The organism is Kurthia sp. FSL E2-0154, from assembly GCF_038003625.1.
Lineage (GTDB): Bacteria > Bacillota > Bacilli > Bacillales_A > Planococcaceae > Kurthia > Kurthia gibsonii.
Genome location: NZ_JBBOPO010000001.1, coordinates 528,882 through 545,384, shown reverse-complemented (window position 1 = coordinate 545,384; position 16,503 = coordinate 528,882). Strand labels below are relative to the sequence as shown.

16 protein-coding genes and 1 riboswitch are annotated in these 16,503 nt (G+C 36.2%); of the genes, 3 read left to right on the top strand and 13 right to left on the bottom strand.

From position 1 onward, the window contains the following. Positions 1-97 precede the first annotated feature (97 nt). The 4 genes from tkt to yneA form a co-directional block, all read right to left on the bottom strand. Positions 98-2,095 (bottom strand): transketolase, encoded by a 1,998-nt coding sequence (gene tkt, locus MHB75_RS02565; protein ID WP_141272505.1) that lies wholly within the window; start codon positions 2,093-2,095, stop codon positions 98-100. A gap of 167 nt (positions 2,096-2,262) precedes the next feature. Further along, a complete protein-coding gene (locus MHB75_RS02560) occupies positions 2,263-2,499 on the bottom strand; it encodes a DUF896 domain-containing protein (protein ID WP_141272503.1) in 237 nt (78 codons plus the stop codon). Between the two features lie 140 nt (positions 2,500-2,639). Continuing rightward, positions 2,640-3,299, bottom strand: coding sequence for a YneB family resolvase-like protein (locus MHB75_RS02555; RefSeq protein WP_141272501.1), 660 nt, complete (start codon positions 3,297-3,299; stop codon positions 2,640-2,642). Beyond that, on the bottom strand, positions 3,299-3,601 hold the full coding sequence (yneA, locus tag MHB75_RS02550) for a cell division suppressor protein YneA (protein ID WP_170214691.1): 303 nt from the start codon (positions 3,599-3,601) through the stop codon (positions 3,299-3,301). The genes MHB75_RS02555 and yneA overlap by 1 nt, the downstream gene beginning before the upstream one ends. Before the next feature lie 160 nt (positions 3,602-3,761). On the opposite strand from yneA, the gene lexA reads away from it, so the two are divergent. The 3 genes from lexA (at position 3,762) to MHB75_RS02535 (ending at position 7,409) form a co-directional block, all read left to right on the top strand. Continuing rightward, positions 3,762-4,409 carry a transcriptional repressor LexA gene (gene lexA, locus MHB75_RS02545; RefSeq protein ID WP_255314696.1) on the top strand — a complete coding sequence of 216 codons (648 nt, stop codon included), beginning with the start codon at positions 3,762-3,764 and terminating at the stop codon, positions 4,407-4,409. Between the two features lie 304 nt (positions 4,410-4,713). Beyond that, complete coding sequence (locus tag MHB75_RS02540; RefSeq protein ID WP_340995793.1) at positions 4,714-6,486, top strand: bifunctional metallophosphatase/5'-nucleotidase; 1,773 nt, start codon at positions 4,714-4,716, stop codon at positions 6,484-6,486. A 203-nt stretch (positions 6,487-6,689) separates the two neighbouring features. After that, on the top strand, positions 6,690-7,409 hold the full coding sequence (locus tag MHB75_RS02535) for a DUF4309 domain-containing protein (RefSeq protein WP_340995791.1): 720 nt from the start codon (positions 6,690-6,692) through the stop codon (positions 7,407-7,409). A gap of 107 nt (positions 7,410-7,516) precedes the next feature. On the opposite strand, the gene MHB75_RS02530 is transcribed toward MHB75_RS02535, so the two are convergent. The 9 genes from MHB75_RS02530 to MHB75_RS02490 form a co-directional block, all read right to left on the bottom strand. Continuing rightward, on the bottom strand, positions 7,517-8,383 hold the full coding sequence (locus MHB75_RS02530; protein ID WP_285216035.1) for a glycine betaine ABC transporter substrate-binding protein: 867 nt from the start codon (positions 8,381-8,383) through the stop codon (positions 7,517-7,519). Between the two features lie 10 nt (positions 8,384-8,393). After that, entirely contained in the window at positions 8,394-9,245 is an 852-nt protein-coding gene (locus tag MHB75_RS02525) for an ABC transporter permease (RefSeq protein ID WP_141272493.1), read from the bottom strand. Then, entirely contained in the window at positions 9,238-10,440 is a 1,203-nt protein-coding gene (locus MHB75_RS02520; RefSeq protein WP_141272491.1) for a quaternary amine ABC transporter ATP-binding protein, read from the bottom strand. The genes MHB75_RS02525 and MHB75_RS02520 overlap by 8 nt, the downstream gene beginning before the upstream one ends. Positions 10,441-10,641: 201 nt before the next feature. Further along, positions 10,642-11,280, bottom strand: coding sequence for a GntR family transcriptional regulator (locus MHB75_RS02515; protein WP_141272489.1), 639 nt, complete (start codon positions 11,278-11,280; stop codon positions 10,642-10,644). Between the two features lie 367 nt (positions 11,281-11,647). Beyond that, positions 11,648-11,842: riboswitch (cobalamin riboswitch) on the bottom strand. Positions 11,843-11,882: 40 nt separating this feature from the next. Further along, entirely contained in the window at positions 11,883-12,359 is a 477-nt protein-coding gene (locus MHB75_RS02510) for a glutathione peroxidase (protein ID WP_068454575.1), read from the bottom strand. A 31-nt stretch (positions 12,360-12,390) separates the two neighbouring features. Then, a complete protein-coding gene (locus tag MHB75_RS02505) occupies positions 12,391-13,482 on the bottom strand; it encodes a family 20 glycosylhydrolase (RefSeq protein ID WP_340995790.1) in 1,092 nt (363 codons plus the stop codon). 37 nt (positions 13,483-13,519) lie between these two features. Further along, entirely contained in the window at positions 13,520-14,485 is a 966-nt protein-coding gene (locus tag MHB75_RS02500) for a FecCD family ABC transporter permease (RefSeq protein ID WP_340998530.1), read from the bottom strand. 28 nt (positions 14,486-14,513) lie between these two features. Then, a complete protein-coding gene (locus MHB75_RS02495) occupies positions 14,514-15,518 on the bottom strand; it encodes a FecCD family ABC transporter permease (RefSeq protein WP_340995789.1) in 1,005 nt (334 codons plus the stop codon). A 70-nt stretch (positions 15,519-15,588) separates the two neighbouring features. Continuing rightward, on the bottom strand, positions 15,589-16,497 hold the full coding sequence (locus MHB75_RS02490; protein WP_340995788.1) for an iron-hydroxamate ABC transporter substrate-binding protein: 909 nt from the start codon (positions 16,495-16,497) through the stop codon (positions 15,589-15,591). Positions 16,498-16,503 lie beyond the last annotated feature (6 nt).

The following is a 16,503-nucleotide window of genomic DNA, read 5'->3' as shown; positions in this document are numbered from 1 at the left end:
CATGAAAAATTAATTAATTATGCTACATATGAGAAATCGTTTGTTGAATAAAAAAATCCCGAAACGTCAAACATTTCGGGATTTTATTGTGTACGGATTAATTAAATAATGCTTTCACTTTCGCAACAACATTTTCAACTGTGAAACCGTATTTTTCAATCACTGTATCTCCAGGTGCACTTGCACCAAATGTATCGATTGCAAGAACATCACCTTCGAAACCAGTATATTTATGCCAACCGAATGATGAAGCCATTTCGATTGCAAGTCGTTTTGTTACTGCTTTTGGTAATACAGATTCTTTGTATGCAGCATCTTGCTCATCAAAACGTGCTGTATCAGGCATTGAGATAACAGATACTTCAATACCTTCTTTTGCTAATACTTCTTTTGCAGCTACTGCTAGTTGCACTTCTGAACCTGTTGCGATTAATAATGCATCTGCTACTTCTTTTGAAGCTTTTGCTACAACGTAGGCACCTTTTTCAACACCTGCATGTAATACAGTTTGATCTACATCAAGAACAGGTAGGTTTTGACGTGATAAAACAAGTGCAGTTGGACGGTTTTTAGAAGTTAACGCTAACTTCCAAGCTGCTACCGATTCATTTGCATCTGCTGGACGAATTACTGATAAATTCGGCATTGCACGTAAAGCGGCTAAATGCTCGATTGGTTCGTGTGTTGGACCATCTTCACCAACAGCTACTGAGTCATGTGTGAATACATATGTTACAGGTAATCCCATTAATGCAGATAGACGAACTGCTGGACGTACATAATCAGAGAATACGAAGAACGTACCACCGAAGACATTCAATCCACCATGAAGTGCCATACCGTTTAATGCTGCGCCCATTGCAAATTCACGTACACCAAACCAAATGTTACGACCAGCGCGGTCATGTGCTGAGAAATCACCAGCACCTTTGATTGTTGTTTTGTTTGATCCAGCTAAATCGGCACTACCACCGAAGAATGAAGGAACAGTTTTAGCAATTGCATTAATCATATCACCAGAAGATGAACGTGTCGCAACTGATTTACCTGCTTCATATACTGGGAATTCTGCATCAAAGTTTTCTGGGAATTCACCTTTGATTGCTTGTTCTAATTGAGCTGCTAATTCTGGGAATTCTGCTTTATATGCTGCAAATGCATCATTCCAAGCTGCTTCTGCTTGTACACCATGTGTTTCAGCTGCTTCTTTGAATGTTTCATATACTTCTTCTGGAATTTCGAATGGCTCATATGTCCAGTCGTAATTCGCTTTTGTTAAAGCAACTTCTTCTGTACCTAATGGCGCACCATGAGAATCTGATTTACCCGATTTATTCGGTGAACCATGACCAATAATTGTTTTAATCTCAATTAATGTTGGTTTATTTGATGTTTTTGCATTTTCGATTGCTTGATTGATTGCTGTCACATCTGTACCGTCTTCTACTAATAAGTAATTCCAGCCATATGATTTATAACGTGCAGCTGTATCATCTGAGAATGATTTGTTTAAATCACCATCTAATGAAATATCGTTACTATCGTATAATACGATTAATTTTTCTAATTGTAGATGACCTGCTAATGACGCGGCTTCGGCAGAAACACCTTCCATTAAATCACCATCACCACATAACACGTATGTATAGTGATCGATAATATTGTGTTCTGGTTTGTTGTATACTGCTGCTAAATGAGATTCAGCCATTGCCATGCCTACTGCCATTGAAATGCCTTGACCTAATGGACCTGTAGTAGCTTCTACACCGACTGTATGTCCAAATTCAGGGTGACCTGGTGTTAAAGAACCCCATTGACGGAAGTTTTTAATTTCTTCCATTGGTAAGTCGTAACCACCTAAGTGAAGTAGACTATATAAAAGCATTGAGCCATGACCCGCTGAAAGGATAAAACGATCACGGTTGAACCATGATGGATTTTGAGGATTATGTTGTAGTTGTTTTGTCCATAGCGTGTACGCCATTGGTGCTGCGCCCATTGGTAAACCTGGGTGTCCTGAATTTGCTTTTTCAATTGCATCAATTGATAAAGTACGAATCGCATTAATTGCTAACTGATCTGCTTGTTGCGTCATTAAAGTTGACATCCTTTCTTCTATACAAAATGTATTACTATCTCTAGTTTAGTCAAGAATCGACTATAAAACAATGGTTATAATTGACGTTAGACGATTATCCATGAAAAAACGCACACAATTGTGGATTTTCGTCATAATTGTGTGCGTTTTTACTTGTTAGTTTATTAGTTTAGACGTCCGTTTGTTTTTTGCTTTTCACGAATTTTCTCTGGCGTTACTTCTTCACCATTTGGATCGAAAATACGAACGTTTTCGATTGTATTACGCATTGTTTTACGGAATGTATCTAAATATTCTTGGCGCAGTGTCGTCTGTTCTTTTGCTTCTTCAACAGTCAATGTACCTGCTTTTTTCTTTTTTGATAATTCACTAATACGCGCTAGTTTTTCTTTTGATAGCATAATTTTCATCCTTTCGACCTAGTCACTACATTAAAGGTATGAAAAATACAGCAATTTAGCAAGTATTCAGCTCAAAAATCCTGAAAAAAGCTTAAAAATAACGATTTAAAAACTTAAAAAGACATTTTAGAGAAAAAATTCTATTGATTTTGTTGTTCTTGTACATACTCTGTATAACGACGATGTACAGTTGCTTTACTCACATGAAAACCAGCAATTTTTAACGTGGCAGCTATTTCTTCATAAGTAAGCCCCTTTTTTCTTAATGCAACAATTTGATCAAGCGGCACATCAATTCTTTCGCGTCCTTCTGGATTACCACGATTACTAATATTTAATTCTGGACGATAGCCATTTTCAACAGCACGACGCATTCCTCGTTTGATTTTTGCATTATGTATTTTGCGTTGGTACTCCTCTACAATCGCTAAAATCTCCAGTAACATCGAATCCATATCGTTTAGTTTCATTTCACCATCTGATGACATAGAGTAAATCGTTGTATCGTATTTTTGTAAAAGATGTAAAACAGCCATTCGACCATTCCCGCGTCCAATACGTGTCTCATCTTGAATAAATAGAGCAGATTGCGGATATTGTTTTAAGAAATCTAACAATTCTAATAATCCTTCACGCTCAATATCATAACCACTATGGCGGTCTTCAAAAATACAATCTAATGTGTACCCTTTTTCTTTAGCATAGGCAGTTAATTCAATTTTTTGTCTTTCTAAAGACTGGTTCTGCGTTTCTTTTTCTGTACTTACGCGACAGTAAGCTACAGCTTTTTTAAATTTCATTATTGATCACTCGCTAATTCTATTTGTTGTAATTCATGATTCGTAATCGGTACGGTTAATTTCTCTCCCGCCATAATTTGCCCATCAACTAAATTGTTTTGATTAATAACTTGGTTCATCCATTTTTGTGGTTTCATATCTCCGCTATATTTTTGAGCTAAAGACCATAATGTATCACCTTCTGTAATTCGAATTTCAGTTACATGCGTCTTCGCTATTGTATCACGTACAACATTACCAACAAACAATAATACAACTACCGAAAAACAAATCACCATCACATTATTTTTGATCCACTTCATCTGAATTTCCCCTTCCAACTTTTTACTAGAATGTTTGTTCCCATCATAAACTCGAACACTTGTTTTTGTCAACGGTTTTTTCAGAACAATTGTTTGCATTTGATTTTCTACGATGTTATACTCAAAATACAAAATATAGTAGGAAGTTGAGGTGAAGGTTGTGAACACTGCATTGAAAAAAACAAAACTTTCAAAGCGTCAAGAAGCGATTTTAAATTTTATTAAAGAGGAAGTACAAAGTAAGGGTTATCCGCCTTCTGTACGCGAGATTGGGTTGGCTGTTGGATTAGCTTCTAGTTCAACTGTACACGGACATTTAGAACGTTTAGAAAGTAAGGGTTATATCCGTCGCGATAAAACGAAACCTCGTGCAATTGAAATTTTAAATCCTTTTGAATCGACTACGGCTACAAAACAAGGTGTGATGCATGTTCCACTTCTTGGTAAAGTAACAGCAGGTATGCCCATCACAGCAATTGAAAATATTGAAGAGTACTTCCCAATTCCACATACATATGGTACATCTGATGACCATATTTTTATGCTAGAAATTATGGGTGAGTCGATGATTGAAGCAGGTATTCTAGATGGTGACTATGTCATTGTGAAACAACAGTCTTCTGCAAATAACGGTGAGATCGTTGTGGCAATGACTGAAGACGACGAAGCAACGGTAAAACGTTTCTATAAAGAAGACGGTTATTACCGTTTGCAACCTGAGAATTCTTCAATGGAACCAATTATTGTTCAAAACGTATCGATTTTAGGTAAAGTAGTTGGTCTATACAGAAATATTCATTCATTTTAAATAAATTTCAACTAGTAAAGAATGTTTTTTTTTACATTCATTACTAGTTTTTATTTTGTTTAGATTTATTTTTTTACTATAGACATCTTAATCACTTACTTGCTAGCATATGTTCAAATGACTAACGTCTAATGTCTGACTTATTACTTTTAGCTTATTTTATATTTATACAAATTGTATTTTTATAACAATATCTAAAAAAACTATATTTTCTGTTAAATCGAATAATTCAATAATATATTGCTATTTCAGGATGTAATTCTTATATTTAGGAGGAAACAATTTTATTTTAAGGGGTGGCGAAATGATGTTTAAATCGAAGATTATTACTTCATTAAGCGTTGCTGCATTACTAACTGCCGTACCATTTTCTTTCGGTGCAGGAATCAATGCAACAGCTAAAACAACAAGTAAAAAAGTAGTAGAGAAAAAAATCCCTGTACAACTTTTAAGTATGAACGACTTACACGGTTATATTGATGGGAATAACAAAAAAGATAATGTAGGTACGCCAGTCGGTGGGATGGCTTCTTTAGCGTATAACTTCGAACAAGAAAAAGCTGCTTTTGCAAAAGCAAATAAGTTGAAATCAACAACTTCTAATTCACTTTCAATTCATGCTGGTGATACAGTAGGTGGCTCTCCTGCTATCTCAAGTCTTTTACAAGATGAACCAACAATGAATATTTTAAATGCAATGAATTTCTCGATTGGTGCACTTGGAAACCATGAATTCGATGAAGGTTTAGACGAATTCCAACGTATTTGGAAAGGTAAAAAACCCATCAAAGGTGTAACACAAAACTATGAATTCGTAGAAGATTATAAACAAACAACTTCTAAAATGGAGATTCTTTCAGCAAATGTAGTTGATAAAAAGACAAAAAAATTAGTTAAAGGCTTCAAACCTTATACAGTTAAAACAATCGGCGGTGTAAAAGTCGGCTTCATCGGCATTGTAACACCACGTATTAAAGAAGTCGTTTTAGCACAACATACAAAAGATATCGATGTAGTGGACCCTGGACAAGCTGTTGCAAAATATACAAAAGAATTACGTAAACAAGGCGTAAAAGCAATCGCCGTTGTCGCTCACTCATCTGTCGAAGTCGATAAAGATGCCAATTCTTCTATTGAAACACAAGAAAATTCACATTTAACAGGCGATGTAATTGATATGTTGAAAACAGCAAATAAACTCGATCCGTCGAACTCAATTGACGTCGTTTTTGCTGGTCATAATCATGGCTATGCTAACGGCACGTACAAAGGTGTTCGCGTAGTTGAAGCATATAACTATGCATCTGCTTATTCAGTTGTAACAGGTACACTAAGTTCAAAAACAAAAGACTTTATGAAGACACCAGCAGCTAAAATTAAATATAACTATACACAAACAGAAACAACGATTATGAAAAATAAAGTATCTAAAAAAGTAAATGGTATTATTCAAGAAGCAAAAAATATTGTTGGGAAAGTAATGGACCAACCAATCGCAAATATGAATACAGCAAAAATCTCACGTGAACGTGTAGCCTATCCACTAGGTGGCTCACCTGTAGGGAACCTTGTAACAGATGGTCAGTTAGCATTTGCAAAAGCAAAAGATGCTTCAGTTGACTTTGCTTTCACAAACTCTGGTGGCGTTCGCTCTGACTTAGATGCAACTGCTTCTGGCGATTCATTTGTGATTTCACGTGGCGCTGCACAAGGCGTTCAACCTTTCGGTAACATTTTAAAAATCGTTGAATTAACAGGTGCTCAAGTTAAATCTGCAATTAATAATCAATTTACAGGTGGATATGGTTTAGAAGTTTCTGGTTTAACATACACATATAAAGATAAAGCAGTAGTTGATGTATTCGTAAATGGCGAAAAGATTGATGAAGCGAAAACATATAAAGCAGTAATCAACGACTTCTTAGTAGGTGGCGGTGACCAATTCCCTACGTTTAAAGAAGCAAAAGTAATCGATGATCTTGGTTTAGATACAGATGCATTCATTCAATATATTACAAACTTAAAAACAGTAGATGCTTCTTCTGTTGTAGAACCTCGTTTAAAAGAAGTACAATAAATTTTAAAACCCGAAATTGCACCATATAGTGCAATTTCGGGTTTTATACTTTGACCATTCCATCTCTTTATTTTATGAATATAACAAAAAGATAAAAAATATTGAAACTTCTTAACAATTTTTGCTGCTATTTGTAGTAGTTGTATTCTTTTTATTTGGTATAATTTAATAGAGAATATAAACGATTAAAAGGAGGAGATTCGATGAAAACTTATACAAAACTAGCTAGTTTACTTGCAGCTTCTTCACTGCTACTTGTTGCTTGCGGAGAGCCAGAAGCAACTCCTGAAAAGGAAGTGCCTAAAACACAGGCAGCTGAAAACACGACAGCGAAAACAGAAGATGTACAAACAGAGGGTGTACAAACAGAAGGTGTACAAACAGAGGCTAGTAAAAAAGAAGACACTACTGTAACATCTACTTCTTCTAAAAAAATCGAAACAAAATCAAAAGACACGGTAAAACCTATCTTACGTGATTTTTTACAAAACCAATTCAAAACAGCGAAAAATGGTATGACAGAAGGTGTTCCATTTGAAAGTGGAAAATCGGTTTATGAAGACATTACAAACAAATGGGGAAAACCCGCTACAACATTCTCTAATAATACGAATTATATTGAATATAAAAAGAAAGGAAAAGTAACCTATGCTTTTGCCATTGGGCGCGGAGATCGTGTTTATGATGTGCGCACTTTCGTAGCACCTGACAGTTCATTTAAACTATCAGATATTACATTTTCAGATATTATAGCTATTGGTGGTAAGCCATCTTCAACAACCTATAATGGTAAAGATACAATTTTAAATTATAAAGTCGGAAAAAATACGCTGAAATTTGTTGGTCCAACAAAAACAAAAAAATTAGATCATATTTCCATATTTAATCAACGTGCTTCAGAACCAATGGGTGGACGTGGTTAATTAATTAAAAACGAGGCCTTACCGTGCGTAGACCTCGTTTTTTAATGTAAAAAATCCTATGCGTGAACTTTCATATGTTCACTACATAGGATTTATTTATTACACGATTATTTTGTCCACTCTGCTACTTTTGTTTGGTTTTCTTTAATCCAAGTTTTTGCAGCTTGTTCTGGTGGTGTACCATCATGAATATCTAACATAACTGATTCAATATCATCTGTTGTCCAGTTAAAGTTTTTCAAAATTTTATAAGCATCTGGTGATTTCTCTTTTAGCTTTTTAGAAGCGAATGTATGAATTTGTTCTTCGCCACCATATACTTTTTTCGGATCTTTTAAGAATTTTAAATCATATTTTTGGAACATCCAGTGTGGTGCCCATCCTGTAATAACGATATCTTCTTTCTTCTTGATAGCTTGACCAAGTGCTACAGTCATCGCACCTGAAGAAGATTGTTTTAGTTTCCAATCACTTAAGTTTTTATAATCTTTTAAAGCCTTTTCTGTAGCACCCATGATGCCTGCTCCTGGCTCAATACCTGTGATTTCTTTTTTCGCTTGGTCTTTTAAATCTTCAATTGAATCAACCTTCATATAATCTGGTACAACTAAACCAATTTTAGCACCTTTTAAGTTAACACCTAAATCCTCTACTTGGTCTTTATACTTATCATATTGCGCACCATGTGTATGTGGTAGCCATCCAGCTACCATTGCATCTGCTTTGTTATTTGCGACAGCTTCCCACATCACTGCATTATCAAGTGAAGTTGTTTTGACTTTAATGCCTTCTTCTTTTAAAACTTCAGCAATAACATTTGTTGAAGCTACTTCTGTATCCCATTCTACATATGCAAGTTCAACAGTTGGATCTGACTTATCTGAACTTGAAGAATTACCGCATCCAGCAAGGACTGCTGATAGACCAAGTCCTAAAGCTAGTCCTGCTGCTTTCATTGTTTTTGAAAATTTCATCTAATTCACCCTACCCTTTTTTAGTATTGAAACTTTGTGTTAAACGATCAATTAAGATTGCAAAAATAACAAGTGCTAAACCAGCTACAAAACCTGGTCCAACGTCTGCTCTTTGTACAGCTGTTAATACTTTTTGCCCTAAACCTTCTGCACCAATCATCGATGCAATAACAACCATTGATAGCGATAGCATAACCGTTTGGTTTACACCAGCCATAATTGTTGATTTTGCTAATGGTAGTTCTACGTTGAATAATTTCTGTGGTCCTGTACTACCGAAAGACTCTGATGCCTCAATTAATTCTTTTGGTACTTGTTGAATCCCTAAATTCGTAAAACGAATCGTTGGTGGGATTGAGAAAATAATCGAAGCAAATACCCCAGGTACTAAACCGATTCCGAAGAATGCAACAGCTGGAATTAAGTACACGAAACCTGGCATTGTTTGCATGAAGTCTAAAACCGGCTTCATAATACTTTCAAATACTCTACTTTTTGACATACAAATACCAACAGGAATCCCGATAATAATCGAAATTAAACTCGCAAATAGTACAAGTGTGACGGTATTCATTAAGTCATTCCATAGTCCTTGGTTATAAATGAATAGTAATCCAAGTACTGCAAAAATTGTTAAACCGAGCTTTTTCTTCGTTGCAAAAAATGCTAATACTGCAACTAATAAAATAAATACAATTGCTGGAACCATAAGTAAGAAATCTGTAACGGCAAGCATCATGCTTTCTGTATTCTCTTGAATTGCATCAAAGAAACCTTGTCCATGTTCCGTAATATAATCCATTGCATTATTCGTCCATTTTGCAAGTGGCATCATCGGAATTTGATCGAGTAAATTATTCATGTGCCGTCACCTCCGCAGATGTTTCTTTCGCGAGAGCTTCGATGACCACGCCTCGTATAAGAACGCCAACAAGCTGATTATTTTTCATGACAGCTACTGGTGTTTTTGAATCTGAAATAATTGGCAACACTTCTTCTAATAATAAATCATGTGGCACTGTTAAAATATCTTGTTGCACACAATTCATTAAATTCGTTTGACCTTCTTTTGCACAGCGCAGCGCATCGTCTGCAGTTATGTAGCCAACTAGTTGTTTTGGCGGTGTTACTGCTAATACCATACTCACTTGTTCATCCTTCATACGTTTTAATGCCATTTTGGGTCCATCATGTGCCGGATTAATCGTCACTGGCTTCACCATGATGTTTTCAGCTGTTAATACTTTAGAACGGTCGATGTCTTCAATGAAGCTACTTACATATTCATCAGCTGGATTGGTTAAAATCTCTTCACCTGTACCGATTTGAATAATTTGTCCATCTTTCATAATCGCGATCCGGTCGCCAATACGCAGCGCTTCATTCAAATCATGTGTAATAAAGATAATTGTCTTCTTCATGTTTTGTTGAAGTTCTAACAACTCGTCTTGCATCTCTTTCCGTATTAAAGGGTCGAGGGCTGAAAAGGCTTCATCCATTAAAACAATTTCGGCATCGTTTGCGAGTGCTCGTGCAAGACCTACACGTTGCTGCATACCACCGGATAATTGCTTTGGATATTGATCTTTGAAATCAATGAGTCCCGCGTTCTCAAGTGCTTTTTCAGCTTTGATTTTACGCTCTTCCTTTGGAACCCCTCGAACCTTTAATCCATATTCGGTGTTTTTTAAAATCGTTTGATGTGGGAATAACCCAAAATTCTGAAAGACCATATTAATTGAATTTCTTCGCACTTGTCGTAATTGTGTTTTATTCATTTTTGATACATCTGCATCGTTAATATAAATCTGACCGGTTGTTGGTTCAATTAAGCGATTAAGTAATCGGACAAGTGTTGACTTACCACTACCTGATAACCCCATAATCACGAAAATTTCGCCTTCTTCTACTTCAAAACTCGCATCATAAACACCCACCGTTGCGCCTGTTTCTTTTAAAATAGTTGATTTACTCTTTCCCTTCTTCACAAGCTCTTCTGCTTGCGTAACTTTTTTTCCGAAAATTTTACTTACGTTTTCTACTCTTATTTTAGCCAAGAGCTACACCTCAATTCATTGCAATATCAGTTTGTTACAAAATAAGTAACAACTTAACCCTAACAAAAAGTTGTTACTTATGTCAAATGAAAGTACTAAAAATGCCATGTTTCCCCTGGGAGAAACATGGCATTTTCCATCATTATTTTATGTTTATGAACCCTTGTTACAATAAGGTTTATGCGCCTTTTAAAAATTGACTTATCCTTTGTATAAAAAATTTTTCACAATATCGAATGAAGCTTCATTTCCGATAAAGTATAAGACATCATTTTCTTTAATCGATGCATATGGCCCTGGTGATAATAAAATCGTTTCACCACGACGAATTCCAACAATTGTAGCTGTCGTATTTTGCCAAAAGTTCAATTCTTGAATAGTCATATCTAAATATAGACATTCAGATGTTACGGTCACATTGAATGGCGCAAATGGATTAAGTGAATGGAAACGATTTGTTCGCGACACTAACTCTTGTGAGAGTTGTTCTAAGCGCTCTAATTCTTCTTTTTGTTTGGCAATGGATTGAAAGACATCATGCTGAATCTCATTGACTGATTGTACATCTTTTAATTGATGTACAAATTTCGCAGCTTCTTCATAAGACTTGATGAAGACGCCACTCCCCTTTGTAGCTTGAACGATTCCTAAATCTTGTAGTACTGCAATGGCACGGCGCGCTGTTTCAGATGAAACACCATATTTACTCGCTAATGAAGAACGTGCATATAGCTTTTGCCCTACCTCATATTCTCGATCTACAATTTTAGAGGCAAGGTCAGCCGCAATAATTTGATAACGCGCCTGCTTTATTTTTGTTTTTTTCTCCTGTTCGGTCATTTACCGAAACCTCACTCTCCATCTCAAAATATATAGTCCATATAGTAGCACTAAATACATTGCTTTTCTATATCTTTACAAATAATTTATACATTTTTAAAGTAAACGAAACACTTTATCGTATTAAAAAGAAGGAATCACGTATAAACACGCAATTCCTTCTACTCTAGAGTTTAGTTCTGTTAGGTCCCGTAACGAAACAAGCTTTGTATTATACTATTCGGAAGTTGGGGAGTTCTAAATAGTTGTATTGAATCATTGAATGGGAATCGTAACGAGAGCACAAAAAAACAGCTTCCCCACGGGAAAGCTGTCATCTACTAAAAACATAAGTAGCTAACATCAACCTATCCTCGTAGGTAAATAAAGATGCACAGTAGAATTGGCAGGTCTCCTGGCTCATGGTCACTGTGTAACAGCCCCTTCCCATCTATTTAGAGACAGTGGGTATGCTTACTACACTCACATTTACAGTTGCGGGACAGCGCTGGAATCACACCAGCTTCCCTTTTAAGCGAGGCGAATTCAAGGATTCCCTCACACCAATTCAAGCACTATTGATTTACAATTTATATATTATCTTAAAATGTCTAAATTGTCAATCAAATTTCTAAGTATTTGACAATATCTTCCTCAAACTGACTTGGCTTATCTTTCGATGCATAGCGCGCCACGACATGACCGTCTCGATCTACAAGGAACTTTGTGAAATTCCACTTAATGCTACTACCTAAAAACCCTTTTGAATGTTCTTTTAAATACGTGAATAATGGATGCTCATCTTTACCATTTACATGAACTAATTCATGCATCGGGAACGTAACACCATATTGTAAACGACACTGTTCTGCTGCTGCTTCACCTGAATCTAATTCTTGCTTGAACTGATTCGATGGAAAGCCAAGTACGACTAATCCTTTATCTTTATACTTTTGATACAATTCTTCGAGTTCTTTGAATTGCGGTGTAAAACCACATTTTGATGCTGTATTCACAATCAATAATACTTTTCCTTCGTACTCTTTCATTGAATACGTTTTTCCATCTTCTAATGTAACGTCTAAATCATAAATAGACATCGAAACACCCCTCAAAAATAATGTATTTCTACTACTTTACCTTTTTCATCATTGTCGGAAACAATTCTTTTGTATAGTTGTAAACTTGGTCAGCTGTATATTTCTTTGAACCTTCTCCCCATATAGAGATGGCTGCACCAGAAATTTTTGACGTAGTTTGCTGATGAGATGAATTCCACCTCCCCAGCGTCCAGTTCTTTTTAATATCTCTTTTCATATACTGCAGATCCGAACGAATTGAACCTTTTGATGTAAAATCTACATATAAGTAGTAATCATTATAATTATAAACTATGTGTCCTGCTTTTATTAACTGTGGCGCACTAGGACGAACTTTTTCACGGTACTTCTTTTCAGTTGCACTTTCGGGTTCACCTGTCCAACTCCAAAACGTAATTGCTATCGTTTGATCTAACTTTTTTAAATCTGCCTTCAATAAAGAATCATTCCAAATCCATGTACGCACATGCTTCTTTTGCAAATAACGATTCATTTGATTGAAGTAATGGATGTATTTCACATGATCTTCTTCATCATAGGCAATCTCGTCTCCCCCAATATGCATCGTTTTTGTTTTCGGTAAAGCTTGTAAAACTTCACGACATAATGCTTGTACGAATCTTATACTCGACTGATTCGGTGCAATTTGATTCCACTCATCACGCACCAACTTTTTCGCTGCCTTCGGATTCGCTTTTTCATACAGTTTTAAAACAGCTCCCATATGACTAGGTGTATCAATCTCGGGGATTAATTCAATCTTCTTCTTCGCCGCATACGCTTCTAAAGAGCGCATCTGCTTCATCGATAAAAAGGTTTGCTTCGTTAATGGATTGCGATAAAGTCCGTCTTTTTGCTGCCATGATTTTTTTGCTTGCTGTCCTAAAAGTCGACTCTCTAATGCATAGTTTTCATCATCGGTTAAATGAAGATGTACATAGTTCCCGCCTGATTTTTTCACATCATCTATATATTTTTTTAAAACATCAACTGTATAAGGTCGACGTGCTACGTCTAAATTAATGCCATATTTTTTATCATGCGCCTGTGCTACATTTTGTTCACTACACCCTGTTAAGCTTATAAGCATACAAAGAGATAAACCAAATAGCCACTTTTTCATAAAAATCCTCCTGATGTTTCCTTACTTCTACTATCTATTATACTTGTTTTTTTAATAAATATAAGAAGTATGGTGCACCAATAATAGCGACAACAATCCCAACTGGAATACTCGATTCTGTTAAAATCGAGCGACCAATCGCATCTGCCACTAATAAGAGAATCGGGCCAATGACAATCGCCATCGGTAAAAAACGTTGATGGCGTGGTCCAACAAGTGAACGGGCAATATGAGGGGCCATTAAACCGATAAAGCCAATTCCGCCTGTCACAGATACTGCAGCTGCTGCTAGACCAACTGCTAATAATAAGAAGTACATACGCTGTTTGTTCAATGAAGCACCTAACCCTACTGCCATCGGCTCACTTAGTCCTAAAATGTTCAAATGGTTCGAACGCATTATAATAAATGGGACGAGAATGAGTACCCATGGAAGTAGAGCCCATACAAACGGCCAATCGGCTCCCCAAACATTCCCTGCTAACCACCCTGCAATAAAGTCGACATCTGAGCGATTTGCTGAAGAAATCAGCATGACCATGATGCCCGATAAAGCGGCTGCAAATCCAACACCGACAAGAATTAATCGGAATGGTTGAATCCCGCGATTTCGTTCGTAAGAAAAACTATAGATGAGGAGAGCTGTTATAATCGCACTGATGAACCCAACAATCGGTAATGCATATGAAAAATTCGTTAGTTCTCCTTTTGCAAATAAGTAAAGTACCGTAATTCCAACACCTGCACCTGCATTAATCCCGATAATCCCAGGGTCTGCTAGGTCATTCTTTGTCAGTGTTTGAAGTACTGCACCTGCTACAGCTAGCGCAATACCTGCTAAAATTAAAATTAAAATACGTGGTAAACGAATAGAGAATAAAATAAATTCATCTGACACTTCACCGTAACCGAAAAATGTAGCAATCACACTTCGAAAACCCATTGAAGAATAACCAACAGATAACCCTAAAAAAGCACAACAAATAACTAAAAAGACACCCATTGCTAAATAAAATGTATACGTACTCTTTTTAAGCAAAGAAACGCCCTCCCCTCTTCACTAAAATTAAGAAGAATGGTAGACCAATCACAGCAACGAGTGCCACAACAGGTGTTTCATATGGTGCGTTCATCGTGCGTCCAATCAAATCAACGATGACCATAAATATACCGCCTGCAATCATCGACATTGGAATAACCGCTCGGTAATCACCACCAACGAATGTACGAACAATATGCGGAATCATTAAACCAACGAAGGCTAAGTTACCGATTAACGCAACCGCACTCCCAGCTAGTAACACGACAATGATGAACATAATCGTCTTAATTTGCATCGTTTTTTGTCCAAGTCCTACAGCTAGTTCTTCATTTAAACTTAGAATCGTTAGTTGTCGACTAATAAGAATACTACCGATTAATGCAATGATGATAAGTGGCATAACGATATAAGCACTCCATGTAATACCTTGTAAACCACCTGATGTCCACATCGAAACATTCTTTGAAATTTTGAATAATAGACCTGTACCATCTGCTACTGCTTGTAAAAACATCGAAACAGCAGCCCCTGCTAATACTAATTTTAAAGGAGACATTCCTTTTCTACTTGTGGCACTAATACCGTACACAATCCCCATACCAACAGCAGCGCCGATTAAACAGGCAATAACAGAACCCATATAATCGAGTTTTGGAACAAGAACGAGACCAATGGCTAATGCGGCATTTGCTCCTGAAGTAAGCCCCAGTAAACCTGGGTCTGCTAATGGATTACGTGTTACACCTTGCATAATTGCACCTGCTACTGCTAAAGCCGCCCCTACAAAGACTGCTGCAACCACACGAGGGAATCGTATTTCTCGTAAAATATCAATTTTCTCGCCACCCTCACTCGACCAAATTGCATGCCATACATCTTGAAGTGGTATGACGGCCGCTCCGAGTGAAATCGCAAAAAATATAGTAATAAGTAAGAGTACGAAGGCGATAAGCAATTGGAGCCAAAGTGACCATGATCGAAATAATTTCAGCATATTTTCCTCCGTCCTTTCTATGTAAAAAAGGTTACCCAGCTATGGATAACCTCTTTTTATTATCATCATTTTACTTTCCTAAAAATGACTTTTTAAAGAAATCTAATTGGAAATCAAGTGTCATCATGTCATTGAAATAAAATTCATTTGCATTGACACGAAATACGCGATTATTTTTAACGGCTGGAATTTCTTTATAGTATTTTGTTTTTGTGAATGCTGGATCTTGATCACCGAATACAGATAAAATCATGTAATCGCCTGCATATTTTTTTAATACTTCACTTGATACAGCATAATACCCTTGTTTTAACGCATCTTTTTTAACAGCTTCTGGCATGTTTAATTTCATTGCTTGGTATAAAATTTCTGTACCACGTCCCCAGTTATTACCGTAAACGTAGATTTCTTTACCGAATGATTCGATGACCGATACTGTAGCATCTTCACCAATTTTTGCTTTAATTTCTTTTCCAGTATCTGCTGCGCGTGTTTTAAAGTCATCCACCCATGCTTGTGCTTCTTTTTCTTTGTTGACTACTTTACCAATTTCCACAGCTTGTTGTAAATAATCGTGTGCATTATATGTGAATAATACAGTTGGCGCGATTTTTTCGATTTTCTCTTTATTTTTAACTGTATCATACCCGATGATTAAGTCTGGTTTTAATTCTGCAATTTTTTCAACGTCCTCATCAGAAATTAATTTTGCATCTTTTAAAGCATCTTTAAATTGTGGGTTATCCATTGACCATTGATCTGCTCCTACAACTGGAATACCTAATTTAATTAAATCACCTGTAAAGCCTGCTAGAACTACTACACGCTTCGGATTTTTTGGTACTTTAATATCCCCATTTACAGCTTTATACGTGAATGTACCTGAATCTTCTTTTTTATCTTTTGTTTCTTCTTTTCCACCACATGCAGCTAATGCTAAAACCATTAATGCGATGAATGCAATTATTAATTTTTTCATAAATAA

What these genes read in the sequence shown, in the direction of transcription:
- tkt (WP_141272505.1), bottom strand. Translation starts at nt 2,095, where the DNA reads ATGACGCAACAAGCAGATCAGTTAGCAATTAATGCGATTCGTACTTTA.
- MHB75_RS02560 (WP_141272503.1), bottom strand. Translation starts at nt 2,499, where the DNA reads ATGCTATCAAAAGAAAAACTAGCGCGTATTAGTGAATTATCAAAAAAG.
- MHB75_RS02555 (WP_141272501.1), bottom strand. Translation starts at nt 3,299, where the DNA reads ATGAAATTTAAAAAAGCTGTAGCTTACTGTCGCGTAAGTACAGAAAAA.
- yneA (WP_170214691.1), bottom strand. Translation starts at nt 3,601, where the DNA reads ATGAAGTGGATCAAAAATAATGTGATGGTGATTTGTTTTTCGGTAGTT.
- MHB75_RS02540 (WP_340995793.1), top strand. Translation starts at nt 4,714, where the DNA reads ATGATGTTTAAATCGAAGATTATTACTTCATTAAGCGTTGCTGCATTA.
- MHB75_RS02535 (WP_340995791.1), top strand. Translation starts at nt 6,690, where the DNA reads ATGAAAACTTATACAAAACTAGCTAGTTTACTTGCAGCTTCTTCACTG.
- MHB75_RS02530 (WP_285216035.1), bottom strand. Translation starts at nt 8,383, where the DNA reads ATGAAATTTTCAAAAACAATGAAAGCAGCAGGACTAGCTTTAGGACTT.
- MHB75_RS02525 (WP_141272493.1), bottom strand. Translation starts at nt 9,245, where the DNA reads ATGAATAATTTACTCGATCAAATTCCGATGATGCCACTTGCAAAATGG.
- MHB75_RS02515 (WP_141272489.1), bottom strand. Translation starts at nt 11,280, where the DNA reads ATGACCGAACAGGAGAAAAAAACAAAAATAAAGCAGGCGCGTTATCAA.
- MHB75_RS02510 (WP_068454575.1), bottom strand. Translation starts at nt 12,359, where the DNA reads ATGTCTATTTATGATTTAGACGTTACATTAGAAGATGGAAAAACGTAT.
- MHB75_RS02505 (WP_340995790.1), bottom strand. Translation starts at nt 13,482, where the DNA reads ATGAAAAAGTGGCTATTTGGTTTATCTCTTTGTATGCTTATAAGCTTA.
- MHB75_RS02500 (WP_340998530.1), bottom strand. Translation starts at nt 14,485, where the DNA reads ATGGGTGTCTTTTTAGTTATTTGTTGTGCTTTTTTAGGGTTATCTGTT.
- MHB75_RS02495 (WP_340995789.1), bottom strand. Translation starts at nt 15,518, where the DNA reads ATGCTGAAATTATTTCGATCATGGTCACTTTGGCTCCAATTGCTTATC.
- MHB75_RS02490 (WP_340995788.1), bottom strand. Translation starts at nt 16,497, where the DNA reads ATGAAAAAATTAATAATTGCATTCATCGCATTAATGGTTTTAGCATTA.